General features: G+C 69.8%; 25 protein-coding genes and 1 pseudogene. 15 read left to right on the top strand and 11 right to left on the bottom strand.

Going from position 1 to position 25083, the window contains the following annotated elements; translation table 11 throughout:
- Positions 1-52 precede the first annotated feature (52 nt).
- Positions 53-676, top strand: a complete 624-nt coding sequence (locus E1161_RS14825; protein ID WP_132623739.1) for a response regulator transcription factor — start codon at positions 53-55, stop codon at positions 674-676.
- On the opposite strand, the pseudogene E1161_RS14820 reads toward E1161_RS14825, so the two are convergent.
- From E1161_RS14820 to E1161_RS14805, 4 genes and pseudogenes are all read right to left on the bottom strand, one after another.
- A pseudogene (locus tag E1161_RS14820) lies at positions 673-1898 on the bottom strand (amidase). The gene E1161_RS14825 and the pseudogene E1161_RS14820 sit on opposite strands and share 4 nt — an antisense overlap.
- Complete coding sequence (locus E1161_RS14815) at positions 1895-2158, bottom strand: hypothetical protein (protein WP_235875037.1); 264 nt, start codon at positions 2156-2158, stop codon at positions 1895-1897. Before E1161_RS14815 ends, E1161_RS14820 begins: the two are co-directional and overlap by 4 nt.
- Positions 2151-2654 (bottom strand): flavin reductase, encoded by a 504-nt coding sequence (locus tag E1161_RS14810; protein ID WP_235875036.1) that lies wholly within the window; start codon positions 2652-2654, stop codon positions 2151-2153. The genes E1161_RS14815 and E1161_RS14810 overlap by 8 nt, the downstream gene beginning before the upstream one ends.
- Before the next feature lie 117 nt (positions 2655-2771).
- The gene (locus E1161_RS14805) at positions 2772-4262 is read right to left on the bottom strand and encodes a PAS domain-containing sensor histidine kinase (RefSeq protein WP_132623737.1); all 1491 of its coding nucleotides are present in this window, start codon (positions 4260-4262) and stop codon (positions 2772-2774) included.
- Between the two features lie 154 nt (positions 4263-4416).
- On the opposite strand from E1161_RS14805, the gene E1161_RS14800 reads away from it, so the two are divergent.
- The 7 genes from E1161_RS14800 (at position 4417) to E1161_RS14770 (ending at position 9745) form a co-directional block, all read left to right on the top strand.
- Positions 4417-5550, top strand: coding sequence for an acyl-CoA dehydrogenase family protein (locus tag E1161_RS14800; RefSeq protein WP_132623735.1), 1134 nt, complete (start codon positions 4417-4419; stop codon positions 5548-5550).
- Between the two features lie 25 nt (positions 5551-5575).
- On the top strand, positions 5576-5941 hold the full coding sequence (locus E1161_RS14795) for a hypothetical protein (RefSeq protein WP_132623733.1): 366 nt from the start codon (positions 5576-5578) through the stop codon (positions 5939-5941).
- A 9-nt stretch (positions 5942-5950) separates the two neighbouring features.
- Positions 5951-7249: an aromatic ring-hydroxylating oxygenase subunit alpha gene (locus tag E1161_RS14790; RefSeq protein WP_132623731.1), complete on the top strand. Its 1299-nt coding sequence runs from the start codon at positions 5951-5953 to the stop codon at positions 7247-7249.
- On the top strand, positions 7242-7751 hold the full coding sequence (locus E1161_RS14785) for an aromatic-ring-hydroxylating dioxygenase subunit beta (RefSeq protein WP_132623729.1): 510 nt from the start codon (positions 7242-7244) through the stop codon (positions 7749-7751). Before E1161_RS14790 ends, E1161_RS14785 begins: the two co-directional genes overlap by 8 nt.
- Positions 7748-8482 (top strand): SDR family NAD(P)-dependent oxidoreductase, encoded by a 735-nt coding sequence (locus E1161_RS14780; RefSeq protein WP_132623727.1) that lies wholly within the window; start codon positions 7748-7750, stop codon positions 8480-8482. The genes E1161_RS14785 and E1161_RS14780 overlap by 4 nt, the downstream gene beginning before the upstream one ends.
- 115 nt (positions 8483-8597) lie before the next feature.
- On the top strand, positions 8598-9167 hold the full coding sequence (locus E1161_RS14775; protein ID WP_132623725.1) for a hypothetical protein: 570 nt from the start codon (positions 8598-8600) through the stop codon (positions 9165-9167).
- Positions 9164-9745, top strand: a complete 582-nt coding sequence (locus E1161_RS14770) for a class F sortase (RefSeq protein WP_132623723.1) — start codon at positions 9164-9166, stop codon at positions 9743-9745. Before E1161_RS14775 ends, E1161_RS14770 begins: the two co-directional genes overlap by 4 nt.
- Positions 9746-9834: 89 nt before the next feature.
- Here the strand turns inward: E1161_RS14770 and E1161_RS14765 are convergent, their stop codons facing one another.
- Positions 9835-10542 carry a polyamine aminopropyltransferase gene (locus tag E1161_RS14765; RefSeq protein WP_132623721.1) on the bottom strand — a complete coding sequence of 236 codons (708 nt, stop codon included), beginning with the start codon at positions 10540-10542 and terminating at the stop codon, positions 9835-9837.
- A 312-nt stretch (positions 10543-10854) separates the two neighbouring features.
- Between E1161_RS14765 and E1161_RS14760 the strand changes: the two genes are divergently transcribed.
- From E1161_RS14760 to E1161_RS14745, 4 genes are all read left to right on the top strand, one after another.
- Positions 10855-12225: an amino acid permease gene (locus E1161_RS14760; RefSeq protein WP_132623951.1), complete on the top strand. Its 1371-nt coding sequence runs from the start codon at positions 10855-10857 to the stop codon at positions 12223-12225.
- Entirely contained in the window at positions 12225-13025 is an 801-nt protein-coding gene (locus E1161_RS14755) for a carbon-nitrogen hydrolase family protein (protein ID WP_132623719.1), read from the top strand. The genes E1161_RS14760 and E1161_RS14755 overlap by 1 nt, the downstream gene beginning before the upstream one ends.
- Positions 13026-13187: 162 nt before the next feature.
- Positions 13188-14264, top strand: a complete 1077-nt coding sequence (locus tag E1161_RS14750; protein ID WP_132623717.1) for a DUF4185 domain-containing protein — start codon at positions 13188-13190, stop codon at positions 14262-14264.
- A gap of 57 nt (positions 14265-14321) precedes the next feature.
- Positions 14322-14798 (top strand): hotdog fold domain-containing protein, encoded by a 477-nt coding sequence (locus E1161_RS14745; protein ID WP_132623715.1) that lies wholly within the window; start codon positions 14322-14324, stop codon positions 14796-14798.
- 216 nt (positions 14799-15014) lie between these two features.
- Here the strand turns inward: E1161_RS14745 and katG are convergent, their stop codons facing one another.
- A complete protein-coding gene (katG, locus tag E1161_RS14740; protein WP_132623713.1) occupies positions 15015-17225 on the bottom strand; it encodes a catalase/peroxidase HPI in 2211 nt (736 codons plus the stop codon).
- Positions 17226-17242: 17 nt separating this feature from the next.
- Positions 17243-17656, bottom strand: coding sequence for a Fur family transcriptional regulator (locus tag E1161_RS14735; RefSeq protein ID WP_132623949.1), 414 nt, complete (start codon positions 17654-17656; stop codon positions 17243-17245).
- A 133-nt stretch (positions 17657-17789) separates the two neighbouring features.
- On the opposite strand from E1161_RS14735, the gene E1161_RS14730 reads away from it, so the two are divergent.
- Entirely contained in the window at positions 17790-18041 is a 252-nt protein-coding gene (locus E1161_RS14730) for a hypothetical protein (protein WP_132623711.1), read from the top strand.
- 343 nt (positions 18042-18384) lie between these two features.
- Here E1161_RS14730 and E1161_RS14725 read toward each other — a convergent pair whose 3' ends face one another.
- Both E1161_RS14725 and E1161_RS14720 read right to left on the bottom strand, forming a co-directional pair.
- Complete coding sequence (locus E1161_RS14725) at positions 18385-19836, bottom strand: cytochrome P450 (protein ID WP_132623710.1); 1452 nt, start codon at positions 19834-19836, stop codon at positions 18385-18387.
- A 289-nt stretch (positions 19837-20125) separates the two neighbouring features.
- Positions 20126-21955, bottom strand: coding sequence for an MCE family protein (locus E1161_RS14720; RefSeq protein WP_268951393.1), 1830 nt, complete (start codon positions 21953-21955; stop codon positions 20126-20128).
- 276 nt (positions 21956-22231) lie between these two features.
- Between E1161_RS14720 and E1161_RS14715 the strand changes: the two genes are divergently transcribed.
- On the top strand, positions 22232-22483 hold the full coding sequence (locus tag E1161_RS14715; protein ID WP_132623706.1) for a hypothetical protein: 252 nt from the start codon (positions 22232-22234) through the stop codon (positions 22481-22483).
- 559 nt (positions 22484-23042) lie between these two features.
- Here E1161_RS14715 and E1161_RS14710 read toward each other — a convergent pair.
- Positions 23043-23633, bottom strand: coding sequence for a hypothetical protein (locus E1161_RS14710; protein ID WP_207920252.1), 591 nt, complete (start codon positions 23631-23633; stop codon positions 23043-23045).
- Between the two features lie 426 nt (positions 23634-24059).
- On the opposite strand from E1161_RS14710, the gene E1161_RS14700 reads away from it, so the two are divergent.
- Positions 24060-24323: a hypothetical protein gene (locus E1161_RS14700; protein ID WP_132623702.1), complete on the top strand. Its 264-nt coding sequence runs from the start codon at positions 24060-24062 to the stop codon at positions 24321-24323.
- Between the two features lie 202 nt (positions 24324-24525).
- Here the strand turns inward: E1161_RS14700 and E1161_RS14695 are convergent, their stop codons facing one another.
- Positions 24526-24861 (bottom strand): plasmid stabilization protein, encoded by a 336-nt coding sequence (locus tag E1161_RS14695; protein WP_132623700.1) that lies wholly within the window; start codon positions 24859-24861, stop codon positions 24526-24528.
- Between the last annotated feature and the right edge of the window lie 222 nt (positions 24862-25083).

The following is a 25083-nucleotide window of genomic DNA, read 5'->3' as shown; positions in this document are numbered from 1 at the left end:
GAGCAACGCAGCCCCTCGACAGCGGTCTTCCCCTGGTTCGCCTGGAGCAACGATGACGACGACGCTTCCCGCGCCGGTGGTGCACATCGTCGACGACGACGAGGCGCACCGGCGGTCCCTGGTGTTCCTGCTGCAGACCGTCGGTGTTCAGGCCCTCACCTATCCCGACGCCGCCGGGTTCCTCGCCGAGTTCGACCCCGGCGAGCCCGGTGTGGTGGTCGTGGACGTCCGGATGCCCGGCCTGAGCGGTTTCCAGCTGCAGGAGGAGCTGTCCGAACGCGAGTACCCGGCCCCGGTGATCTTCTGCTCCGCCCACGGCGACATCCCGATGTCGGTGCGGGCGATGCGCCTGGGCGCGGTGGACTTCCTGGAGAAGCCGTACGAGCCGCAGCGCATGCTCGACGTCGTCCAGGACCAGCTGCGCGAGGCGGAGCAGTGCTTCGCCGCCCACGCCGAGCGGCTGCGCGTGCGCGGGCGGGTCGCGTCGCTGACGCCGCGTGAGCGGGAGGTGCTGCGGCTGGTCGTGGACGGGCGGTCGAGCCAGCTCATCGCCCGCGACCTCGGCACGAGTGTGAAAACCGTTGACGTGCACCGGGCCCGCATCAAGGCCAAGACCGGTTCCGAGAGCCTGGGCACGCTCGTCCGGGACCTCCTCCTGCACGGGGTGGAGTTCTAGGCTTCTTCGACTCCCCTGGCCGTTGCCAGCAAGGTGGTTTCACCGCTGTCGTGGCCGATGAGCTGAATTCCGAGCGGCAATCCGCTTCCACCGCGCGGGCCGGGGACGGTGGTCGTCGGGAGGCCGAGCGCCTGCCAGGCGCGGCTCATCACCGGATCACCGGTCGCGTCGAGACCGCGCGGAGCGGCCCCCTGGGCGGCGGGACCGATGATGGCGTGGCAGGACTCGGTGAGCCGCGCCAGGTGCCGTTCCGCCTCGACGACGACCCGCCGGGCCGCCTGGTGGTCGGCGTCCGTGATGGTCGCTCCGTAGCGCAGCAGGGTGGCGAGGTGGTCGCTGAGCTCGTCAGCCGCGGCGAGTTCGTCGGCGCGTTCCCGCGCCGCCTCGTAGGCCATGACCACCGGGTGGGCTTCGGTGAGTTCGGCGATGAGCTGTTCCTCCGGGAAGGCGGTGACCACCGCGCCTCGGCCGGTGAGGGCCGCGCAGGTCTTCTCCAGCGCCGCGCCCATCTCGTGGTCGACGCCCAGCGCGGACGCGTTCCAGCGCAGCAGGCGAGGTGCGCGGTTCGGCGGCGGTTCCGCGGTGCCGGTGAGCGCCGACCAGGCCAGGGCGAGGTCGCCCGCCGTAGCGGTGAACACGCCGTGCGAGTCCAGGCTCGGTGCGAGGCCCACGACGCCGTCGGCCGGGAACCTGCCGTGGCCGAGCACCAACGAGGCGACGCCGCAGAACGCGGCCGGGTGACCGAGCCAGCGGTCTGCGAGCCGAGCGCGAGCGGGACCTGCCCGGCGGCGACGGCTGCGGCCGATCCGCTGGACGACCCGCCCGGTGTGTGCTCGGGCGCGGCCGGGTTGCGGGTGGGCCCCGGGGAGAAGAACGCGAACTCGGTGGTCACGGTCTTGCCGATCGGCGTGGCACCGGCTGCCCGCCACGCCCGCACGATCGCGGCGTCGTCGGTCGCGGGTGGCGAATCGGCGCGGAGCGCCGAACCGCAGCGGGTGGGCGCACCTGCGACGTCGATGATGTCCTTGACCGCCAGCGGAACTCCGCGCAGCGGGCCTCCCGCGAGAGCGGGTTCGGGCAGGTGCTCGACCCACGCCCGGAGGACGGGGTCGGTGTCGGCGATCCTGCTGCGGCTGCGCTCCAGCGCCTCGGCGGGGGTGGTGCGCCCAGCGGCCAGGTCGGTGACCAGTTCGCGCAGCGACCACGGGTTCCACAGCGTCACGGTCGCTCCCACTCGGCGTCGGCGACCCAGTAGTCCATGCCGGAGGCGCTGAGGCCGTGCCGCCACGGCGAGGTGCGGCGCAGCAGCGGCTCCACCTCGGCGGTGGCGGCGTCGGCGGCCTCCGGGCCGTCGGCGGCGACCAGCCAGTGCACCCACTCGACCTCGCGGCCGGAGGCGTCGTGCACGAACAGGTCGACGTGTCGCCACCCGTAGCCGTGGGTGTCGTTGTAGCAGGTCAGAGTCATGTTCCGGTCATCCACGACGTGCTCCTGCGAGGCTGTGGAACTCCCGCTGGAAGTACACCAGGGCGCCGCTGCCAGAGCGCGTGATCACACGCTCGACCTCCACGAACATCACCGAGTGCGAACCCTGCGCGCGCACCTGCGCGAGGTGTCCGATGACCGACGCGGCGGCGTCGCGCAGCACGGGCACTTCCGCGAAGTCGCAGACCACCCCGGCGAACCGCTCGTGCATCGGCAGCCCGGTCGCGCCCGCGAACCGCAGCGCCAGGTCCTGCTGCCCCGAGCCGAGGACGTTGACGCAGACCCGTTCGTTGCCCGCCAGCACGTCGTGGGCGCGGCTCGCTCGGTGCACGCACACCAGCATGGTCGGCGGGTCGTCGGTGACCGAGCAGGCCGCGCTGACCGTGATCCCGGCGCGTCCGCGCGGACCGTCGGTGGTGACGATGTTGACCCCGGACGAGAGGTTCGCCATCGCCGCGCGGAACTCCCGCTGGGCGGGCGTCGAATCCGCCACGGTGCCTCCTCCCCGCTGATCCCTCTCGAAACTACGGCCGTCGGCGGTCTTGCCGGTATCGAGGATTCCTCGGCGCGACCTGAAGCTTTCCCCTAGAGCCCCACCGGCAGCGGCCTCCTACGCCGAGGGCAAGGAGAAGCCGAACACCGAGCCGCCGCCGTCGCGCGGTCGGCACCAGATGGAGCCGTGCTGGCGGTTGATGATGCGGTAGCAGAGCGCGAGTCCGATGCCGCTGCCGTGCTCCTTGCTGGTGAACGACTCGGCGAACACGTCCTTGCGCACACCCCGGCCCCGGTCGGCGACGGTGACGGTGCCGCCTGCCTCCCGGGTTTCGGTGACCAGTTCGATGCGCCGCTGCTCGGCGTCGCCCTCGACGATCTCGTCGACCGCGTTGAAGCACAGGTTGAGCACCACCTGCCCGGTCAGCACCCGTTCGCAGCGCACCAGCACCGGCTGCTCGCTCAACCGCACCTCGACCTCCACGCCGACGGCCGCGGCGCGCAGCCGCACGAAGTAGAGGCACTCATCGATCACCGCGTTGAGGTCGGCGACCTGCTCGACGTGTTCGAGGTGGCCGACGAACGACCGCAGTGCGCTGACGATCGCCGAGACCCGATCGATCTGGCGGTTGGCGCTGTCCAGCCCGTACGCGAGCTGTCCGGTCGTGCCCTCCGGAACCTGCCCGGAGGTTTCCAGCACCTGCGCGCGGGCGTGCACCCCGGCGATGAAGTTCGCCGCCGCGGCGAGCGGCTGGCCGAGCTCGTGGGCGATGGCCATCGCCATGTCGCCCATCGCGTTGTAGCGGGCCAGGTAGTTCTCGTGGCGCAGCTCCAGCTCGCGCCGCTCCTCACCGCGAACTCGGGTGGAGACGTCGTGCAGGATCATCAGGAACGCGTCGACGTCGCGCAGCCGCTCCAGGCTGCCCTCCAGCGTCACCGGATCGGCTCCCGGGATCTCCAGTCGCACCGGCTCGACCGGGTCGGCCGCGGCGGCCGCCTGCTCCCAGCTGACCTCGGTGCCGTCCCGGCGCAGCCGGGCGTGTGACTCCAGCAGCAGGCCGACCGGTGGGTCGGCGTCACCCGACAGGCCGAGGTGCGCCAGGGCCGTGTCGGTGGCGAAGCGGATCGCGCCGACCGAGTCGAGCATGAACGCGACCGTCGAGGTGTGCCGCGCCAGGGCGTCGACGTAGGAGGTGGTCTGGCGCAGCTCGCGCTCCACGCGCTGCTCCCGCTCGACGTCCCGGAACTGCACCATCACCGCAGGTCCTTGGGCCAGTTCGACGCGCACCGCGATCGCGTCGGTGGGGATCACCCGGCCCGACCTGGACCGGTAGTGCCATTCGATGCGGCTCATGCCTCTCTCGACCGCCTCGTGCAACCAGGCGCGGCCGATCACCCGGTCGTACTGCTGGGCGGAGCTGCTCATGTGGTTGGCCTTGAGCGGGCGCAACTCGGTGACACTCCACTCCAGCAGCGCGCAGGCCGCCGGGTTGGCCCACAGGATGTTCTTGGTCGCCGCGTCGTGGATCAGCACGCACAGGTGGGAGGCGCGCATCATCGCGACGAAGTCGGAATCCACCAGTTCGGGTGCCTGCGAGTCGACCACCATCGGGCCAGGCTAGATCCCGGTGGCCCGGTGAGCGGATAGGTCATCCCGCCACCGCGCCTGAAGGATTCCCCTAGTGGGTGTCTGGGCAATCCCGATGTCGCGTCGGGTCGCGGCTGCATAGCGTCGGATCACAACCCGACGACAGGAGCGTGCCATGTCCCAGGGATTCGCCGGCGACGCGGTGTGGGAGGCCGTGCTGGCCGAGCTCACCGAGCGCCGCGATGAGTTCCACGAGCAGTCCTACGTACCTCCTGACTTCGTCGGCCGGCTCAAGGAGCTCGGCCTGTTCCGCGCCTCCACGCCTGAGAGGTTCGGCGGTGAGCCGATGCCGCCGCCGGAGTTCCTGCGCGGCGTCGAGCGCATCGCGTCGGTGGACGGGTCGACCGGGTGGGTGGCCGGTTTCGGCTCGGCCGGGACGTACCTGGCGTGCCTGCCGCTCGACACCCAGGCCGAGCTCTACGCCGACGGGCCCGACGTGGTGTACGGGGGCGCGATGTTCCCGGTCAACCCCGTCACCCCGACCGAGCGCGGCTACCTGGTCAAGGGGCGGTGGCGGTTCGCCAGCGGCTGCATGGCCGCCGACGTCCTCAGCGTCGGCATCCCCGGCGACGCCGACGGCGACAACCGGCCGCGCGCGGCGATGCTGCGGCCCGATCAGGTCGAGATCGTGCGGGACTGGGACGTCTCGGGGATGCGGGCGTCGGGCTCCTTCGACGTGGTCGTCGACGAAGTCGAGGTGCCGCGCGAGTGGACGTTCATCCGGGGCGGCGGGGCGTGCGTGGACGAACCGCTCTACCGCTACCCCACCATCGGTTACCAGGCGCAGGTGCACGCCGCCGTCGGTCTCGGGGTAGCGCAGGCCGCGCTGGACTTCGCCGCCCGGGCCGGTTCTCGCACGGGTGTCACCGGAGCTCCACCGCTGGCCGACCGCGCCTACTACCGCACCGGGTACGCCCAAGCCGTGGCCGCGATGCGCTCGGCGAGGGCGTTCTACTACGAGGTCGCCGAGGAGGTCTGGGACGCCGTGGCCCGCGGCGGCGAGGTCAGCGACGAGCACAACGCGCTGGTCCGGCTCTCGGCCACCCACCTGGCCGCGACGGCGGCGCAGGTCGTGCACGAGGTCTGCGGTTTCTCCGGGACCTCCACCATCGACAACTCCCACCCGCTGCAACGCATGCGCCAGGACTCGCAGGTGCCCGCGCTGCACGCGTTCCTGATGCCCTCGATGTACGACGCCGCGGGCGCCGTGCTGCTGGGCAGGCCGCCGACCGTCCCAGGATTCCGCTGACGCCGCCCACGACACAGGAGTTCCCATGGCCAATCCGCCATTGCGCGTGCTGTTCTGCATCGGCATCAACCAGAACTTCTTCGACCTCCCGCGCGACGGGGTCACCGCCGGCGACGTGTGGACGGCCTTCGTCGAGATGATGGACGGCATCAAGGCGCTGCCCGGGGTCGACTTCATCGGCGACATCGACGACGACGGCCACCTGGTGGGGCCGTCCGATTCGTGGCCGTGGACCTGCTACCTGCTGGCCGACGTCGACACCCAGGAGACCGTGAAGGCCGCCTGCAACCTCTTCCGGACGGTCCAGGTAGGACGGTCGGACTGGAAGCTGTGGAAGTACGCCAAGATCGAGGCCCGGATCGGCCGGGCGCTCACGCCGCGCGAGTACTGAGGTGACCCGATGCACTCCGAGATCACCGCGAGCAACGTCCACGACCTCGCGCCCGCCGACCTCGTCGCACCCGACCGGGTCGCGGGCCGGGTCTACACCGACCCGGAGATCTTCGAGCTGGAGATGACCCGGGTCTTCGAGCGGACCTGGGTGTGGGTCGCCCACGACAGCGAACTGCCCGGGCCTGGCACCTTCAAGTCGACCCACGTCGGCAGGCAGCCGGTCATCGTCACCCGGGACCGGCACGGCGAGGTCCGCACGATGCTCAACCGCTGCCGCCACCGGGGCGCGAGCGTGTGCGAGCGGAAGACCGGTCGCGCCAACGGTTTCACCTGCCCCTACCACGCCTGGTCCTACGGCCTGGACGGCTCGTTGCGCGGACTCCCCTACCCCGACGGCTACAACGGGGTGGTGGACCGCAGCGACATGGGGCTCAAGCGGCTGCGCACCGAGTCCTACGGCGGGATGGTCTTCGCGACGTTCGCCGACGACGCCGAACCGCTCGCCGAGTTCCTGGGCGATGCGCGGACGTGGATCGACCGGTTCATGAAGCAGGGCGGCGGGTACCCGGTGAAAGTGCTGGGAACGCACCGGTTCCGGTTCAGCGGGAACTGGAAGATCCAGCTGGAGAACACCACCGACGGATACCACTTCCCGATCGTGCACCGGTCCTGGATGGCCTCCGTGGACGCCGAGACGGCGAACATGATGAGCTTCATGACCGATCCCGCGGCCACCACGCACGACCTCGGCAACGGGCACTCGGTCATGCAGATGGTGCCCGAGCACTCCGATCTCGACGCCGACGAGGGCACGGAGAAGCTCCCGGACCGCTTCGGCGGCCTCATCTCCCAGCTGGAGTCGGTGGGTGTCGACCAGGTCGAGATCCGGCGGCTCGTGCGGGCGATGCACGGAACCGGGTTCAACCTCAACCTGTTCCCGAACGTGTCGATGTCGATCTCGTTCTTCCGGGTGTTGCGCCCGATCAGCGTCGGCGAGACCGAGGTCGAGCACATCGCGATCGGCCCGGACGGACCTGCAGAGATCACCGGTCCGGTCAACCGCGAGCGGCTGCGCGTCCACGAGCACTTCCAGGGCCCGTTCGGCTTCGGCACGCCCGACGACGCCGAGGGCTGGGACCGCGTGCAGCGCGGCACCGCGGGCGCCCCGGAGATGCCGATCATGGTCAACCGCGGGCTGGGACGCGAGAAGCCCTCGCCGGAGGGCTGGCCGACCTCCCACGTCACCGACGAGACCGGCATGCGCGCCGCCTACGCGAAGTGGAAGCAGGTGATGGGCGATGACTGATCTGCCGAACCCGACGACGCTCGGCGACGTGCGCGTGTCGCGCGCGATCGAGCTGGTGTGGCGGGAGGCCGACCTGCTCGACCGCAAGGACTACGTCACCTGGCAGGGGCTCTACGCCGACGACGGCATCTACGTCATCCCGATCGACCGCGACGCCGAGGAGTTCGACGACGTCCTCAACATGGTTTACGACGACCAGCGGATGCGGCGGCTGCGGGTGAACCGGATGACCGAGGGGTACGCGATCGCCGCGGTCGACTCGGCGACCACGGTTCGAACGGTCTCCCGGTTCGTGGCCACCGAGGTCTCCGACTCGGAGGTGTCGTTGCACGCCGCGCAGGTGCTGGTGGCCCACAAGCGCGGCATCCACGACCTGTGGGCCGCCGACGTCGACTACACCGTCCGGCTGGGCGCCGCGCCCGCCGAGGACACCATCGCGCGCAAGGTGATCCGGCTGGTCAACAGCGAGGACGCGGTCCCGGCGGCGGGATTCCTCCTATGACCGCCGTGGTCACCGGAGGCGCCAACGGGCTCGGCGAGGCCATCGCCCGGCGCCTGCACGCGGAGGGTCAGGCCGTGGCGGTCGCCGACGTCGACGGCACCGGGGCGGTGGAGCTGGCCACCGCGCTGGATCCCAGCGGCGAGACCGCGCGCGGGTACTCCGCCGACGTGGCCGACCGCGCCGCGCTCACCGGCCTCCTGGACTCGGTGCTCGCGGACTTCGGGCCGGTGCGGGTGCTGGTGAACAACGCGGCCCGCACCCGCGCCACGCCGCTGCTCGAGATCACCCCGCAGGAGCTGGAGGCCGTGATGGCCGTCAACTTCACCGGAACCTTCACCGCCTGCCAGGTCTTCGGTGCCCACATGGCCGAGCAGGGATACGGGCGGATCGTGAACATGGCTTCGCTCGCCGGGCAGAACGGCGGCACCGCCACGGGCGGACACTACGCGTCGTCGAAGGGCGCGGTCATGTCGGCCACGAAGGTCTTCGCCCGCGAGCTCGCCGCCCGGGGCGTGACGGTCAACGCCGTCTCCCCCGGCCCCCAGGACTCCCCGATGGTCCGCGACATCGTCGGCGAGCAGAACCTGGAGGCGTTCCAGCGCAGCATCCCGGTGGGCCGCCTCGGCGACCCCGCGTTCGTCGCCGAGGTGGTCGCCCTGCTCGCATCACCGGGTGCCCACTCGGTCACCGGCGCCTGCTGGGACGTCAACGGAGGCCTGTTCATGCGGTGAACCGGACCGGACATCTCGGTTGAGCAACGCGCCCAACCTTTCCCGGCCACCGGCGTTCCTCTCACATGACCCCGAGGCGATCCGCCTGATCGGGGCTTGGTGAAGGAGGCACACCATGCGCACGCCCACTTCCAGCACGCTCGCGCTGCTGGGGTTGACCGCAACCCTGGCGGCTGCGCCGGTGGCGCTGGCCGAAACATCCACCACCGAACCGGTTCCCACCGAACCGACGACGACGGAGCCGGGCTACCCACCGCCATCTCCGTTCATCCACATCACCGGCGACGGCCGACCGCAGCCCGGTGACGACATCGGGGTCGTGGTCGGATGCCCGTTCGAACCGCGCGAGGCTCATTCGCCCGTGCTCGACATCGGCGCCTACGAGCAGGTGGAGACGCCTTCGGGCATCAACACGCACGTGGCGCCCGCCACCATCGACCCCAAGACCGTGCCAGGCGACTACCCGGTCACCGCGTGGTGCGGGCGAGGGCACCACCTGAAGTGGACGTTCACCGTCTACCCGGCCGACGCCTCGGACGACGGCGACGAGGCGGCTGCACCGTCCAGGAGCAGCGGCGCGGAGCCGCGGCAGGTCACCCGGATCCCGAAGGGCGCTCCCGAGACCGGCGGTGGCCCGGAGGGCGTTAGTCCGGCGTGGTTCCACGCCGTCGCGGTGAACCGGTGAACCGACTGCGCGCGGTGCTGCTCGCAGCGCTGATCGGGTCGCTCACCAGCTGCGGTGGGGCCGCCATCAACGGCCCCACCGCACCTCCGACGCCGATCACGCGGGAAGGCGTCGCGCTTCCCGCCTCGAACCCGGTGGAGCTGCACATCCCCGCCATCGAGGCCACGTCGACGCTCGTCCCGCTCGGGCTGAACGCCGACGACACCGTCGAGGTGCCGCCGGTGGAGACACCGATGCAGGCGGGGTGGTACCGGTTCGGGCCGACACCCGGGCAGCTCGGCCCGGCGGTGATCCTCGGACACGTCGACGGCGGCGGTCACGACGGGATCTTCGCCCGGCTCCACGAGGTCGAGCCCGAGGACGAGGTGATCGTGACCCGCCGCGACGGCCGCACCGCGACGTTCACCGTCACCCGCGTCGCGCAGGTGCCCAAGACCGAGTTCCCGGTCCAGGAGGTCTACGGCAACAGCAACGCCGCGGAGCTGCGGTTGATCACCTGCGGCGGATCGTTCGACCCGGAGCGCGACAGCTACCGCGACAACATCATCGCCTACGCCGCGCTGACCGCGGGTGCGTGACCGGAAGCCCCTTGCCCCGCGCCCGGCGTCGCTCGGCGGTCCACCCGGGCGTGAGGGAGGAAGCGACGTGGGTGCAGACGGGACACGTCCTAGGTGGACACCCCTACGTAGACGGTGTTTGCCGACGTGCCGCCGGTGTAGTGGTTGTCGAAGCGGACCACGTGGGCGGTGACGTCGTCGAAGACCTCGGCGAGGTCGCGGGTGAAGCCGTCCTCGGGCGGATCGTCGGACCACAGCGCGAAGACGCCGCGCGGACGCAGGTGCGCGGCCATCTTCCGCAGGCCGTCGGGGGCGTAGAAACCGGCGTGCCCGGTGTCGAGCACGTTCTGCGGCGAGTGGTCGATGTCGAGCAGGATCGCGTCGAACCGCCGACCGCCGTCGAATCCTCCGGGTGACTCGGCGAGGGCGAAGAAGTCCCCTCGCAAGAACCGGTTCCGCGGATCACCGGTCAGCTCGGGCGCGAGCGGGAGAAATCCGCGCTCGTGCCACTCGATGACCTCGCCGAGCCCTTCCACGACCAGCAGCGACCGCACGCGCCGGTCCTCCAGCGCGGCCCGCGCGGTGTAGCCCAACCCGAGGCCGCCGACCACGACGTCGAGGTCCGATCCGGACGACTTGGCCAGGCCCAGCCGCGCGAGTTCGACCTCGGCGACGGTGAACAGGCTCGACATCAGGTACTCGTCGTCGAGCTTGACCTCGAAGACGTCCACGTCGAGCACCGGGTCCCGGCGCCTCCGCAGGCTGATCGCACCGATCGGCGTCTCCCGCCAATCGAGCTCCTCGAACCGCACACCCACAGCGCCACCTCTCCCGAAAACGCCGACCCTACTCGCCACCTGGCCCGGCACCGCGCAACCCGCCCCAGCGGGAGCCGATGCGGCGATATCGCCGGTATTTCCGGATGCCGCAACGTTCGATCGCGAGGCGGCTTCCTCCGCAACGAATGCGGCTTCTCTGTACACGGTTGCCTCGCTAACGTTGCCCGCCGAGCGTGGTGTGGCAGTTCACATCGAGCCGGGCGCATCGAGGCGTCCACAGTGGAGGAATTCGTGGTGCAGGACGCTACCGCGCCGTCGCGCGGACCGAGGACCGGCGTTGGGGCGCAGCTCATGCGGCGCAAAGCCATCGCGGACCTCGTCGCCGACAGCGGGCAGGGTCAGGGCGGCTCGCTGCGGCGTTCCCTGGGGCTGTGGCAGCTGACCATGCTCAGCGTCGGGGCCACGCTGGGCACCGGGATCTTCGTGGTGCTGGGCGAGGCGGTGCCGCTGGCCGGACCGGGCGTGGCGCTGGCGTTCGTCATCGCCGGTGTCACCGCACTGCTCTCGGCGCTGTCCTACGCCGAGCTCGCGGGCATGATCCCGGTCGCCGGATCGTCCTACTCCTACGCCTACGCGACGATGGGTGAGTTGGCCGCCTGGGTGTGCGGCTGGTGCCTGATGCTGGAGTACGGCGTGTCGGTCGCGGCCGTCGCGGTCGGCTGGGGGCAGTACGTCAACGAGCTCTTGCAACTGGTGGCGGGCGTGTCGCTGCCTGAATCGCTGAGCTCACCACCGGGCGACGGCGGAATCCTCAACGTGCCGGCCGCTGTCGTGGTGGTCCTGGCGATGGTCGCACTGCTGGGCGGCGCGCGGGAGAGCGCGCGGATCAACACCGCGATGGTGCTGATCAAGACGGCGACGCTGGTGCTGTTCTGCGCGCTGGCGTTCACCGCCGTGCAGGACGGCAACTTCTCGCCACTGCTGCCGCTGGGCATGGGCGGGGTGAGCGCGGCGGCCGGGAAGCTGTTCTTCTCCTACATCGGTTTCGACGCCGCCTCCACCGCCGGTTCGGAGGCCCGCGATCCGCAGCGCGACCTGCCGCGCGCGATCATGTTGTCGCTGGTGCTGATCACGGTGCTGTACTGCCTGGTCGCGCTGGCCGCGGTGGGCGCGATGCACTGGACGCTGTTCGAGGGCACCGAGGCGGCGCTGAGCAAGGTGCTCGGCGGCACGACGGGGTCGGTCCTGCTGTCGGCGGGTGCGATCGTGGCGGTGGCCAGCGTGGTGCTCACGGTCTTGTACGGGCAGACCCGGATCCTGTTCTCGATGTCGCGGGACGGCCTGGTCCCGCCCCTGTTCTCCCGGGTCGACGAGCGGACCGGGGTCCCGCGGGCGAACACCGTGCTGGTGTCGGGCTTCATCGCGGTGCTCGCGGCGGTGGTGCCGCTCGGCGAGCTCGCCGACGCCACCAGCATCGGGACACTGTTCGCGTTCGCGCTGGTCAACCTGGCGGTCGTGGTCCTGCGACGGCGCAACCCGGAGCTGCCTCGCTCGTTCCGGGCGCCTCTGGTCCCGCTGGTCCCGATGCTGGGTGTGCTGTCCTGCTGCTACTTGATGCTGAGCCTGGGCTCGGCGACGTGGGTGGCCTTCGGCGTCTGGATGCTGGCCGGACTGCTGGTCTACTTCGCTTACGGACGGCGGCGCTCTAGTCTGTCGGATTGATGCTCACCGTCGCACTGGACCAGGGTCCGATCGAACGCCACACCCCGCAGGCGGCGCTGTCGCGCCTCGACGAGGTCGCGCACCGCGCCGCAGCCGGAGGCGCCCGGCTGCTGGTGTGCCCGGAGATGTCGGTGACCGGCTACAACATCGGCGCCGACATCGAGCGGCTCGCCGAGCCCGCCGACGGACCGGTCGGCCGGCGCGTCCGCCGGATCGCCGCCGAGCACGGGATCGGGATCGTCTACGGCAACCCCGAGCGCGACGGCGATGCCGTCTACAACACGTCGTTCCTCGTCTCCGCGACCGGCGAGCTGCTCGCGGCTTACCGCAAGACCCACCTCTACGGTCCGATGGAGCAGGAGCACTTCCGCCCCGGTGATGTGCCGGTCGTTCAAGCCGACTTCGACGGCGTCCGCATCGGCCTGCTGATCTGCTACGACATCGAGTTCCCCGAACCGGCGCGTGCCCACGCGTTGGCGGGCACCGAGTTCCTGGTGGTGCCGACGGCGCTGCTGCCGCCGGAGGACGTCGTGGCCGAGACCCTGGTCCCGGCAAGGGCTTACGAGAACCAGATGCACGTCGCCTACGTCGATCGCTGCGGGCGCGAGGACGAGTTGAGCTACATCGGCAAGACCTGCCTGATCGCCCCCGACGGCACCGAACTCGCCCGCGCAGGCAGCGGTGAGGAGCTGCTCTACGCCCGCGTCGACCCGACGGCCACCGCCTCCGCCAGGCGGGTCAACACCCAGCTCGCCGAACGCCGCCCCGCCCTCTACACGGGCTTGACCGGAGCACCTTGACGGGTTCGGGCACGCGGTGATCGTCAGGGAGGTTCCCGATGTTCGCCGCTCATGCGCGATCCAGTGCCCACCACATGATCAACGAGCTTCGCCGCTAGGCGGCCACCGAGTTGCAGCACGTACCGTCGGGGTGAAGGACGAGAGCGGACGAAGGGCAACGGCTTGCGCAAGGTCAAGGACCTCACCGGACCGGGGATCACCGACCACCTGGGCATCGGCGGCACCGATCTGGGGGTCACCGCAGTAGCACCGGACGGCCGGCTGGTGGCGGTGTTCGGCGACACCTTCGACCGCGCCGGTGTCGGCGGACCGGGCTGGCGCTCGCCGGTCGTGGTCTTCGGCGATGCCGCCCGCGCGCTGACCGGCATCCGGTGGACGGGCTCGTGCGGGCCGCGCAGCGACTACGCTGACCAGGCCCTGCCCTACGACCACGACTCGGTCATCCACGGACGCCAGGTCAGCACCGTGCTTCCCACCGACCTCATCACCATCGGCGGCGAGATGTTCCTGCACGTGATGGTGTGCCAGGGGCTCGGCAACGTGCACTGGACGGAGATCCACCGCTCGACCGACAACGGCGAGACCTGGGAGCACACCGGGGCCACCTGGCCCGGCGACGCGCACGGCGGCCTGTTCCAGGTGCTGACCTGGGAACTCGGCGACGACGGGTTCGTCTACGCCTTCTCCACCGGTTTCCAGCGCGACAAGGGCCTGATCCTGCAACGCGTGCCCGCCGACCGGATCACCGATCCCGGCGCGTGGCAGGGCTGGGGCTTCCGGGACGGCCAGTGGGCGTGGCACAACCCGCCGACGGTCGTGCTCACCGGTTCCTACGGCGAGCTGTGCCTGCGGAAGGTGCAGAACCGCTGGCTCCTGGCGCTCTTCAACGCCGGCGACTACCGGGTGGACGTGCTCAACATCGACGAGCCGACCTCGAACCTCTACGAGGCGATCCGGGGCACGGTCCTGCACGGCTGCGCGTGGGGCTGCGAGGACCACGGCGCCGGTCACGTCGCTCAGCTCTACGGCGGCTACATCGTTCCCGGATCCACGCTCGACGACCTGCACCTGGTCGTCAGCCAGTGGAACACCGAGCGCAACTGGCCGTACCGGGCGATGCAGTTCGCCGGCACCGCGCCACGTCCCGGTGACCAGCCGCTGCCTCCTCCCCCGCCGCCTGGCGAGTCCGGAGGCGTGCTGCGGGGTGCGGCGAAGCTGGCGCGGAGGTTCCTGGGCTGAGTGAGCCGGCGCACCGGACCGCAGAGGTTACTGCCGAGTAATATACGCTCTCGGGTCATGAGCTCCCAGACTCCGACCTTCGCGCTCTGGAACAAGGTTTCCCAGGTCTTCGGCGGCCGCGGACTGTTCTCGTTGAGCGTGAGCCTCAAGGCGCCCTACTTCCGGACGATCCTGCCGATGGTCCAGGAGATGAAGCCCGGCCGCTGCGTGGTCACCTCGCCGAAGTGGTGGGGCGTGCACAACCACATCGGCACCTATCACGCCATCGCCGCGTGCAACCTCGCCGAAGTCGCGATGGGCATGCTCGCCGAAGCCACCGTGCCCACCTCGCACCGTTGGCTGCCGAAGAAGATGGACGTCGAGTACCTCGCCAAGGCCGAGACGAGCCTGCGCGCGGTCGCGGAGCTCGACGGCATCCCGGAGTTCGGCGACGAGGGCCAGGAGATCGACGTCCCGGTCAACGTCCACGACAAGGAAGACCAGGTCGTCGTCCGCGCCACCATCACCATCTGGGTCACCCGCAAGAAGGAGTAGCGCCGAAGACGCGGAAGGGCCCCGCCCTGAACAGGACGGGGCCTCACCGCAGCGCTAGCCGCTGCTCCGAGTGTGCGGGACCCAGCTCGCACCGCCGCGGGTCCTCTGGCGAGGACAGCCGCGACGCCGCGGGTTGGGCACCGGTCGCGGATATCGTAGCCAGAGACCGCTACCCGCACCGCGATGCAGAGCGAGCAGGGGCCACGATCGGAGGTGTCAGACCAGGTCGTAGCGGTCGAGGTTCATGACCTTGACCCAAGCCTTGACGAAGTCCTCGACGAACTTCTCCTTGCCGTCGGCCGAGGCGTAGACCTCTGCCAGCACGCGCAGCTCGGAGTTCGAACCGAAGACCAGGTCGGCGCGAGTACCGGTCCAGACGACCGCACCGGAGGCGTCGGTGGCCTCGTAGGTGGACTTGTCGTCCGAAGTGGACCGCCACGTGTAGGCCATGTCGAGCAGGTTCACGAAGAAGTCGTTGCTCAGCACGCCCGGCTTGTCGGTGAACACGCCGTGGTTCGAACCGTCGTAGTTCGCACCCAGCACGCGCAGACCGCCGATGAGGACGGTCAGCTCCGGGGCGCTCAGGGTGAGCAGGTTCGCCCGGTCGATGAGGCTGTACTCGGCGGGAAGCTCCGCGGCCTTGCTCGAGTAGTTGCGGAAACCGTCGGCGATGGGCTCCAGCGCCTCGAAGGAGTTCGCGTCGGTGTGCTGCTCACCGGCGTCGACGCGACCCTGGGTGAAGGGCACCTCGATGTCGGAACCGGCGTCGGCGGCGGCCTTCTCGATGGCGGCGGAACCGCCGAGCACGATCAGGTCGGCCAGCGAGACCTTCTTGCCGAAGGACTGCTGCACGCCTTCCAGGGCCGAGAGCACGGTGGCCAGCTGGTCCGGGTTGTTGACCTCCCAGTTCCGCTGCGGCTCCAGGCGGATGCGAGCACCGTTGGCGCCGCCCCGCTTGTCGCTGCCGCGGAAGGTCGAAGCCGAGGCCCACGCGGTGGACACCAGCTGCGACACGGACAGGCCGGTCTCCAGGATCTTGGCCTTGAGCGACTTGATGTCCTCATCGGACAGGGTGTCGTTGTCGTTGGCCGGCAACGGGTCCTGCCAGATCAGGTCCTCGTCCGGAACCTCAGGGCCGAGGTACAACGACTTCGGTCCCATGTCGCGGTGGGTCAGCTTGAACCAGGCGCGGGCGAAGGCGTCCGCGAACTCGTCCGGGTTCTCCATGAAGCGGCGCGCGATCGGCCCGTAGATCGGGTCGACCTTGAGCGCGATGTCGGTGGTCAGCATGTTCGGCGCGATCCGCTTCGACGGGTCGTGCGCGTCGGGCACCGTGCCCTCGCCCGCGCCGCCCTTCGGACGCCACTGCCAGGCACCGCCCGGTCCCTTGTAGACCTCCCACTCGAAGCTGAGCAGGTTCCACAGGAAGTTGGTGGTCCACTTGGTGGGCGTGGTGGTCCAGGTGACCTCGATGCCGCTGGTGATGGTGTCGGCGCCCTTGCCGGTGCCGTAGTTGTTCTTCCAGCCCAGGCCCTGGGTTTCGAGACCGGCGCCCTCCGGCTCCGCCTCCAGGTGGGAGTCAGGGGCGGCACCGTGGGTCTTGCCGAAGGTGTGACCACCAGCGATCAGCGCGAGGGTCTCCTCGTCGTTCATCGCCATCCGGCCGAAGGTCTCGCGGATGTCGCGCGCGGCGGCCACCGGGTCGGGCTGACCCTCCGGGCCCTCCGGGTTGACGTAGATCAGACCCATGTGGGTGGCGCCCAGCGCGCGGTCCAGCTCGCGCTCGCCCGACTCGGTCGAGATGCGCTTGTCGCTGCCCAGCCAGGTGGTCTCGGCACCCCAGTAGACGTCGTCCTCGGGCTCCCAGTCGTCGACGCGGCCGCCGCCGAAGCCGAAGGTCTTGAAGCCCATCGACTCGAGCGCGACGTTGCCGGTGAGGACCATCAGGTCCGCCCAGGACAGCTTGCGGCCGTACTTCTGCTTGACGGGCCACAGCAGGCGGCGGGCCTTGTCCAGGCTGACGTTGTCCGGCCAGGAGTTCAGCGGGGCGAACCGCTGCTGGCCGCCGCCGGCGCCACCGCGGCCGTCGCTGATCCGGTAGGTGCCCGCCGAGTGCCAGGCCATGCGGATCATCAGCGGACCGTAGTTGCCGAAGTCAGCCGGCCACCAGTCCTTCGAGTCCGTCAGGACGTCCTGGATGTCCTTCTTGACCGCGGCCAGGTCCAGCGTCTTGAACTCGGCGGCGTAGTCGAAGTCCTCGCCCAGCGGGTTCTTGTTCGGGTGCTGCTTGGCGAGGATCTTCAGGTTGAGCCGGTTCGGCCACCAGTCGCGGTTGGCGTCACCCTGGGTGGGGTGAGTCAGGCCCCCGTGCGCGACCGGGCAACCACCGGTTTGGTTCGTCTCTTGGGTGTCAGGGCTGTCAGACACGGGAATCCTTCCGAATTTCAAAGCAGTTCTTCAGCGGATTCGGGGGCGCAGGCTGCGCAGAGCCCCCAGTAGATGACCTCTGCCTCGTCTATGACGAAGCCGTGGGAGTCCGACGCCTCCAAGCAAGGCGCGGCGCCCACGGAGCAGTCGACGTCGTGTATCTCGCCGCACGACCGGCACACGACGTGATGGTGGTTGTCGCCGACCCGCGCCTCGTAGCGGGCCACGGAACCCATCGGCTGGATTCGGCGCACCAGACCCGCGACGGTGAGCGCGCGCAGGACGTCGTAGACGGCCTGGTGGGACACCTTGGGCAGGTCGTGCCGAACCTGACCGATGATCGAATCGGTGTCGGCGTGCGCGTTCTCGTGCACTGCGGACAGCACTGCCACCCGAGGTCGCGTCACACGGAGCGCAGCCTCGCGCAACATGCGCTCGTAGTCCGCAGTCGTCGTCACGCCCTGCAGCCTGCCGCATTTTCTTGAACTAATCAAGTCAATGCGGCCCTTCGTCACCTTCCGGAGTGATCCGGATTCGCTCCGTCGCACGTGTGGTGGGTGCGGGATGCCCGCACGTGATCAGCGATCGGAAGCGAGAATCCGTGTCCGTACCACATCTTCCACCGAACGCACTGGACGACGACGGCGGTCCGAAGTGGATCATGAACTGGCCTGCGCGGATCCGAACCACGTCCTGCGCGTCGTTCGCGGCCTCGACCACGCGGTGACCATGCGCGCCACCTGCGCCCTCGCCGGCCTCACCTTCACGATCGAGGAACTGCGCGCCCTCCCCCTCATCGGCGCGTCGTTCGTTTGACCACCAGCGGTTCTCGGCCCGGAACGACCGGGCAGAAGGAGCTCCGATCATGGACGTTGCGGGCCAGGACCGGCCACTTCTCGCAGAACGCGGACGTCGAGACCCGCTGCGCACGCGGGCCGATCACTTCGCCGCGGCGGCTTCCAGGCCGGGCGGAACTGGTCGAGGGCGTACGGCAGGGACAGCGGCACGGGGGTGTTGCGGCCCGCGATCGTCAAGGTGAGCCATCACCACCGAGACGGTGCCCGGCAGCTGGTCGAAGCCGGGGCCCGGGACAACCCGATCTCCACGAGGAACGGTGCTGGCCCCGCGGAGATCGGGCCGGGAACCACTGAAGCGAAGGTCACCTCCGCCGCAACCGCACCGGCAGCCCGTCGACCGGAACCGGCAGCGAGACGTAGTCCCACTTGACCTCGTAGTCGTCCGGGACGCTCCAGGTGTAGGCGCGCAGCATCTCGTGCAGCAGCAGCTTCACCTCCAGCGTCCCGAAGTGCAGGCCGATGCACTTGTGCGCCCCGCCGCCGAACGGCATCCAGGCGAAGCGGTGCGACTTGTCCTCCCGACGGTGCTCGGCGAAGCGCTCCGGGTCGAAGTCGAACGGGTTGGTCCAGTGGTCCGGGGAGAAGTGGTTGACCAGCGGCGAGACGCCGACCATCGTGCCCGCCGGCACGTGGTGACCCAGCACTTCGGTGTCGCGGACGGTCTCGCGCACCATCGACGGCACCGGCGCCACCAGCCGCAGCGCCTCCTTGAGCACCAGGTCCAGCGTTTCGAGCCCCTCCAGCGCCTCGATGTCGGGGATCTCCTTCCCCATCGCCAGCGACTCGGCGCGTGCCCGCTCCTGCCAGTCGGGGTGCTTGGCGAGGTAGTAGGCCACGGCGGAGCTGGTGATGGTGGAGGTGTCGTGAGCGGCCATCATCAGGAAGATCATGTGGTTGATGACGTCGTCGTCGCCGAACCGCTCACCGTCCTCGCTGCGGGCGTGGCACAGCGCGGAGAACAGGTCGTCGCCCTCGACCGCGCGGGCGGTCCCGATGTTGTCGGCGAAGTAGCGCTCCAGCAGCTTGCGCCCGGCGAGGCCGGCCGCCCAGCGCCCGCCCGGAACGGGGTAGCGCACCACGGCGGTGGCCGCGCGCACCGAGTCGACGAAGGCGCGGTTGACGCGGTCGGCTTCCTGACCGCTGCGCCGGTCCATGAACACCCGGGTCGCCACGTCGAGCGTCAGCTGCTTGAGCAGCCAGTACAGCCGGGTCTTGTCCTGCCCGCCCCAAGCGGTGACACCTCCGCGCAGCGTCGGGCCCATCTGGTCGACGTAGCCGGCGAGGCGCTGCCGGGTGAACGCCTGCTGCATGATGCGCCGGTGCCCGAGGTGCTCATCGAAGTCCAGCAGCATCAGGCCGCGGTGGAAGAACCTGTCGATGAGCTTGCGCCAGCCGCCTTGGGAGAACGCCTTGTCCTTGTTGACCAGGGCGGCCGAGGTGGCTTCCGGGCCGCCGAGGGTGACCATGCGCTGGCCGAGGGAGTACGCCCAGGAGACCGGACCGTAGAGCTCGAACCGGCGCAGCGCGAACGCGGGGCCGTAGCGCATGAAGTCCAGCGAGTGACCGATCAGCGGTGCTCCGGCGTCGCCGAGCACGGGGTTGAGGCCGCTGCCGGGCGGTGGTGGTGCGAGCTCGGTGACGGGCCACCGCTTCTCGAAGATGCGCTGGTCCACCGAGCGCGGCAGCGGCATCGAGGTGAGCGGCGGAACCCGCCTTCGTATCGCTTCGTTGACCTTCTCCAGCTGGAAAACCATTGCTGCTCCTCCCCCTTTGGAAGAACGGCGTGGTCCTACCGAGTTTTCGGCCGACCGTCGAGCGACCACCTCCGCCCTGAGCGGGGAACGACCTCGGTGAACGACAAGAGGGGGATCAGCTCGTGAACTCAGCGGAACGGGCTCTGATGCGGCTCGTGGTGGGAACGTCGTGCGACCGATACTCGCACCGCGTCACCCCGGGGTCAACATCACACCAGCACTGGCACATGAACCGGGTCTCACCCCCGCTGTCATGGAGGCGATCGATTCCGAGAAGTGCAGACCCAGCTCAAACGGTGTCCAGAGTGGACATGAGCCAATCGTCGCCGACCTTCTCCATGGTGACCCGGACCCGGGCTCCCTCGATCAGCGGAGCCGGTTGGCGGCTGCTGGTGGTGAGCTGGTTGATGAACGCCGGCAGCACCACCCGCCGGTCGGTGGCGGTGACACCGAGTGCGGACAGCGTGGTGCGCGTGCTGATGCGGTCGCGGACGGCTGCGGGCCGGATCGTGGTGCGCTGGAGTTCGAGGTAGTCGCGGGCGAAACCGCCGGTCACCGCGCGCTCGGCGGCGGCCAGGTCGCGGTCGAGCGATTCGTGGCTGCAGCTGAGCACTTCGGGGATGCGCCGGGTCGCCACCTCCGTGGCCGCGGCCCGTGCCGCTGCGACCCGCGCGGCAGCGTCCTGCCGCTGGTGCAGGAACACCACGGCGGCGCTGCCCGCCAGCAGCACCACCACGACGAGCGCGGTGGCGATCCGCCGACGTCCCGGCTTCTCGACGACTTCCTGCTCTTCGACGACCTCTGCGGTGGTCATGGCACGAACTCCAGGTTGGCGACGAGCCAGGTCTCGCCGGTCTTCTCCAAGGTGATCCGCAGCCGGTACTGGCGCTGCTGGCCTTCCGGTGACGCCGCGTTGCCGACGGTGGCCCGCACCGCGGCGAGCGCGACCGCCGTCGTGCCGTCGGAGCTCGACAGCGCCGCCTCGACCACCTCGCCCCGGGAGGTCACCATGTCGCCGGCTTCCCTCCCCGTTGTCCACCCACGTGACCGAGCACCGGGAGATGACCGTCGGGCAGCATCGCGTTGCCGGTGCTCGGGTCGTACTCGGCCACGACCTCCTCCGGTCGTGCACCGCACGCGGCCGCGGTCGGTCCGCGTCGGCCAGGATCGTTGGCGCACGGGCGATTCCGCGTTCCGCGGATCGAGCGGGGATCGTCCGGCGCGACCTCGCAGTACTGGTCCGGAGGTGTCCGCGCGGGCGATTCGTCGTCGAAGGAGCGCTGCTGCGACATCGGCGTGTACCCCGAGCAGCAGGGCGGCGTGCTGTTGACGGAGTAGCGGATGCCCGAGTGGGCGCGGCACCGGGCTGCTGGACGACGCGTTGCAGCGCCGCGGTCATCGCCGGGTAGAGCACCAGCGTCTGGGAAACGCCGGGCAGCTGGGTCCGGACCACCTGCCCGGTGGCGTCCAGGTCGGCGAGCAGCTGCGGCAGCGCCGGGATCAGCCGGTCCTGCAGGCCGATCAGCTCCTCGGCCGCGGGCGGGGTGCGGGCCAGGACTCCGCGCAGGTCGCCGTCGCTGGGCCGCAGCTGCTCGCTGAACGAGGCGAGATCTCCCAGCGTGGAACGGGTTTCGGGTGCGATGTCGCGCTGGGTGCGCAGGAACAGTCCGAGCTCGGCGATGAGCCCGACGGTGGGTTCCAGGTTGAGCCCGGCCTGGTGCAGCACCGTCCTGGTGTTCTCCAGGAGGGTCGTGACCTGCGGGTCTTTGCCTCGCAGTCCGGTGGTGAGCTCATCGAGCACGACGTTGAGCTCCTCATGCGGGATCGAGGCGGCGAGGTCGTCGAGGCTGGTGATGAGCTCGTCGGTGCGCGGCAGCGACGTCGTGTCGGTGATGCGGTCGCCCGGTTCCAGCCAGGGCGGCCCGTCGCCGGACGGGGTGAGGTTGACCGACTGCTCCCCGATCGCTGACTTGCTGCGGATCCCGGCGCTCACCCGCGCGGGGACGCGGACGTCGTCGTCGATGCCGAGCGTGGCCACCGCGGTGCCGTCGCCGAGGTCGATCGATCGCACCTTGCCGATCTCGACGTCCCGGTAGCCGACCATCGCGCCCGGGTGCAGACCGCGTCGCCCTGGCCACCCACCTCGACGTCCCGCTGGTCACCACCGATCACCGCCTGGCCCGCGGCTGCGCCCGCGCCGAGTCCGTGCCCGGCACCACCTAACCCGCGCCCCCGCCTGCAGCGGCCGGCCACCATCAACTGGAGTGGGTCGTACCCCGACCGCTCCTTCGGGCTGCTGGCGGCTGAGGACCTGGTCCCTCGCACGTCCAGTTCATCGAACAACACCTCAAGAACACGGCACCGCCACGCCCGCCCGCGGAGGCCGACCTTCCCGATGGGGATCGACCAGTGGCGCGTGATCCATTCCGACCGGTCCCCGCGCGGTCTCGGGGGGCCAAGCGAACACGGCTGCGACGCGTTCCGCTGGATCGACGTCGGCGGCTTCGATTCCTGCGAGCACCTGGGCGGTGAAGGTGTTGAGGACGTCGACGATCACCGCGAGAACAGTTCGTCCGTGTTGCCGGAGTTGCGGTGGGAATTCTCGGCGGTCTCGGTTACGCGGATGAGGTGGAGGCCGGTTGGTTGATGAGGACGTCACCGGGGCCGACTTCCCCGCGACGACGCCTGATGATCAACACTCGCTGACCGGAGAACGATCTTCAAGTTCGAGATCACCGAGGTGACGCCGGGGTGCGCCCGCCGCGCGACTTCGACGGCTCCGCTTGGGTTGGCCCGATCGCCCGAGACCGGCTACCGCACATAAGTGCCTGCCATTATGCGCGGTGCAGAACCGGACATTTGGGGCGCCGCAGCGCGATGGGCCGCGATGCTTCCCGTTCGCCCGTCTTCGATCAACGCGTGCAGCGCACCTTCGGCGAGGGCTCCGGCCACCTCGGCTGCAGGGTGCACGCGGTGGCCGGCCACCCGGTACAGGCGGCTTTGGTCAGGGTTTGCGTGAGGGCGTAGGTGGCGGCGTGGCGGGTCAGGCTGACTGCCGTGTCCGGCACCACCTAACCCGCGCCCCCGCCTGCAGCGGCCGTGGGAGTGGGTCGTACCCCGACCGTTCCTTCCGCGATCATCCATCAGCTACGAGCATCCACGTCGCCACAACCAACTAAGACACGGTCTTAGTCAGACCCGAGGACTCAAACGGATTCCTGCATGAATTCGGCGATTTCGTTCGCGACGCGGAGGTCCACTCCAAGTCGTTCCCGCAGCAGGCGCACGATCTCGGTCTCCGCTTTTTTCTCGACCAGCGACCATAGCTGCGCGTCCAGCTCAGGATCGCGTGTTCGGAGCTCCCGGACCACTTCGGCGTAGCTGGTGGGGTGATCGTCCTGCTCGGCGAGGCGGTCGGTGAGCAACTTCGCCTGCACCAGCGAGAGCGCGGGAATCGCTTCGCGCAGCGTCGACACCGCGCGCACCTGATCACCGGTGAGCATGAGCTTGCGCACCGCCTGCCGGATGTCCGACGGTACCGGGATCGCCCACAGCTGCTCCTGCTGCGGCTGCGCGTCGGAACCCGGCCTGGATCGCAGCCACTGGAATAGAATAGACATAATCAAGATCATGTCAGAGTGACGCTCTTCCAGCGCGGCCTCGTCGAACTTCTTGACCGCGGCCGGGTCGCCGGGATGCGCCACGGCCGGTGGTACGAGGGCCCGTACTTCGCCGTCTACGGCGACGGCTGGCTCAGTGGTGCGCACGGTAGTCGCATTCCGCACTTCCAACGTCAACAACCCACACCCCGAAAACCCGCTCACCGGAGCATGACCCGACACCGCCACTGCTCCAACGAGGTGAAGATCGTTACAATGTGGATTCCACAACGAGGTCTCATCCGTTCAGTGGCAACCAATCGCTCGAGAAGCGCTGGCCGTCCCCACTTCGCTACGGACGATCAGCCGGTGGATCTGCACAGCAGCAGACGTCGATGCCGGTTGTCTGCCACGAGCCGCGCTCGGTCTCACTGACGCGAAGCACGACGTGCAATCCCTCCCCACGCTGGAGAGCCCAATCCTCATCGACCCGCACCCGTGGCTGTCGCGCGACTCCTCCGGCGTCTCTTCCTCGATCAGCGGACGCGCAAGTCATCACTGCGAGCGTTGCTCAACCTGTGCGAGCAGTGCGAGAAGAACCCGCGCAGCGAACGAGCACGTGGGTTGGCGCAGTTGGTCGCCACCGTCGCCCCGGACCTCCACCGGCACCATCACCATCCGCTCTTCGAGGACTGGAAGACGGAGTGCCCGGGCGACACCGGCCGGGTCGATCGTGGGGGTGTGTGCGTTTTCGTGGGTGTGGCCCGCGTCGAGGGAGTCGCGGACCCGGTGGGACAGGGCGTCGGCCTGGCACCCCTTGGCATCTGGTCGGCCTTGCGCAGCACCTGGCGGGCGTTGCGGAGCTGTCCGATCTCGCTGTTTGCCTGACTGAGGTCGGCCAGCGCGCGGGCGAGTTCCAGCCGGTCGCCGCAGCGCTCCAGCAGCTGGATGGCTCGCTCGCGCTCGGACGCCGCCTGCACGGCTCCGACGTCGCCGGTTCCGGCGCGGTTCCGCGACGAACGCGAAGTCCCGATTGCTTCCGAACGAGAAGGAGTCCGGATGTGACCGGCGGCCACGCCCGGACTCAACCTCACCTCCGCGAGAGGGCCTTCTGCAGCTCATCCTTGGTCATCTTGGAACGGCCTTCGATGCCCTGCCGCTTGGCGTCCTCGTAGAGCTGCTGCTTGGTGCGGCCGCCGGGTCCTTGGCGGTTCCCGGAGCGCTTCCCGCCACGCCGCTGCGGCGGGATGTCCTCGGTGGAGACCTTGCTGCGCTGCTTGGCCGTCCCCTTCTGCGCGCGGTCCTTGTTCACCGTCCGGGCGGCGATCTCCTCCGCCCGGCCCTCACTGGAACCGCGCTTCTTGGTGCCCTTCTTGATGTGCTCGTACTGCCGCTCCTCCTTGGAGTTCCACGCGCTCTGCGGCATAGCCTTCCTCCCGTCACGAGCGTCTCGTGGCCAAGACCTACCCGCGCACCTACGAGGACAAACTCACCTCGCCGCCCTCGGACTCCACCCCGGCACCCGCAGCGAGAACGCGATCACGACACGCCCAGCAGGACGACCCAGGGGACCTTGCAACCGCCGCAACAGGAGGGGGCGGTGTCGGGCGGGTGAGGGGTTCGTCGGGAGCAGTCGAGGCGGTCAGGG

This window comes from Saccharopolyspora aridisoli, assembly GCF_004348445.1.
Lineage (GTDB): Bacteria > Actinomycetota > Actinomycetes > Mycobacteriales > Pseudonocardiaceae > Saccharopolyspora > Saccharopolyspora aridisoli.
Note: the sequence above shows the minus strand (reverse complement) of the source record. Positions and strands in the feature narration are given on the sequence as shown.

Bases quoted from the DNA above. Each gene is read 5' to 3' on its own strand.
- E1161_RS14825 (WP_132623739.1), top strand. From the start codon at position 53: ATGACGACGACGCTTCCCGCGCCGGTGGTGCACATCGTCGACGACGAC.
- E1161_RS14805 (WP_132623737.1), bottom strand. From the start codon at position 4,262: ATGGTGGTCGACTCGCAGGCACCCGAACTGGTGGATTCCGACTTCGTC.
- E1161_RS14800 (WP_132623735.1), top strand. From the start codon at position 4,417: ATGTCCCAGGGATTCGCCGGCGACGCGGTGTGGGAGGCCGTGCTGGCC.
- E1161_RS14795 (WP_132623733.1), top strand. From the start codon at position 5,576: ATGGCCAATCCGCCATTGCGCGTGCTGTTCTGCATCGGCATCAACCAG.
- E1161_RS14790 (WP_132623731.1), top strand. From the start codon at position 5,951: ATGCACTCCGAGATCACCGCGAGCAACGTCCACGACCTCGCGCCCGCC.
- E1161_RS14785 (WP_132623729.1), top strand. From the start codon at position 7,242: ATGACTGATCTGCCGAACCCGACGACGCTCGGCGACGTGCGCGTGTCG.
- E1161_RS14780 (WP_132623727.1), top strand. From the start codon at position 7,748: ATGACCGCCGTGGTCACCGGAGGCGCCAACGGGCTCGGCGAGGCCATC.
- E1161_RS14775 (WP_132623725.1), top strand. From the start codon at position 8,598: ATGCGCACGCCCACTTCCAGCACGCTCGCGCTGCTGGGGTTGACCGCA.
- E1161_RS14760 (WP_132623951.1), top strand. From the start codon at position 10,855: ATGCGGCGCAAAGCCATCGCGGACCTCGTCGCCGACAGCGGGCAGGGT.
- E1161_RS14755 (WP_132623719.1), top strand. From the start codon at position 12,225: ATGCTCACCGTCGCACTGGACCAGGGTCCGATCGAACGCCACACCCCG.
- E1161_RS14745 (WP_132623715.1), top strand. From the start codon at position 14,322: ATGAGCTCCCAGACTCCGACCTTCGCGCTCTGGAACAAGGTTTCCCAG.
- E1161_RS14735 (WP_132623949.1), bottom strand. From the start codon at position 17,656: ATGTTGCGCGAGGCTGCGCTCCGTGTGACGCGACCTCGGGTGGCAGTG.
- E1161_RS14730 (WP_132623711.1), top strand. From the start codon at position 17,790: ATGCCCGCACGTGATCAGCGATCGGAAGCGAGAATCCGTGTCCGTACC.
- E1161_RS14725 (WP_132623710.1), bottom strand. From the start codon at position 19,836: ATGGTTTTCCAGCTGGAGAAGGTCAACGAAGCGATACGAAGGCGGGTT.
- E1161_RS14715 (WP_132623706.1), top strand. From the start codon at position 22,232: ATGGGGATCGACCAGTGGCGCGTGATCCATTCCGACCGGTCCCCGCGC.
- E1161_RS14695 (WP_132623700.1), bottom strand. From the start codon at position 24,861: ATGCCGCAGAGCGCGTGGAACTCCAAGGAGGAGCGGCAGTACGAGCAC.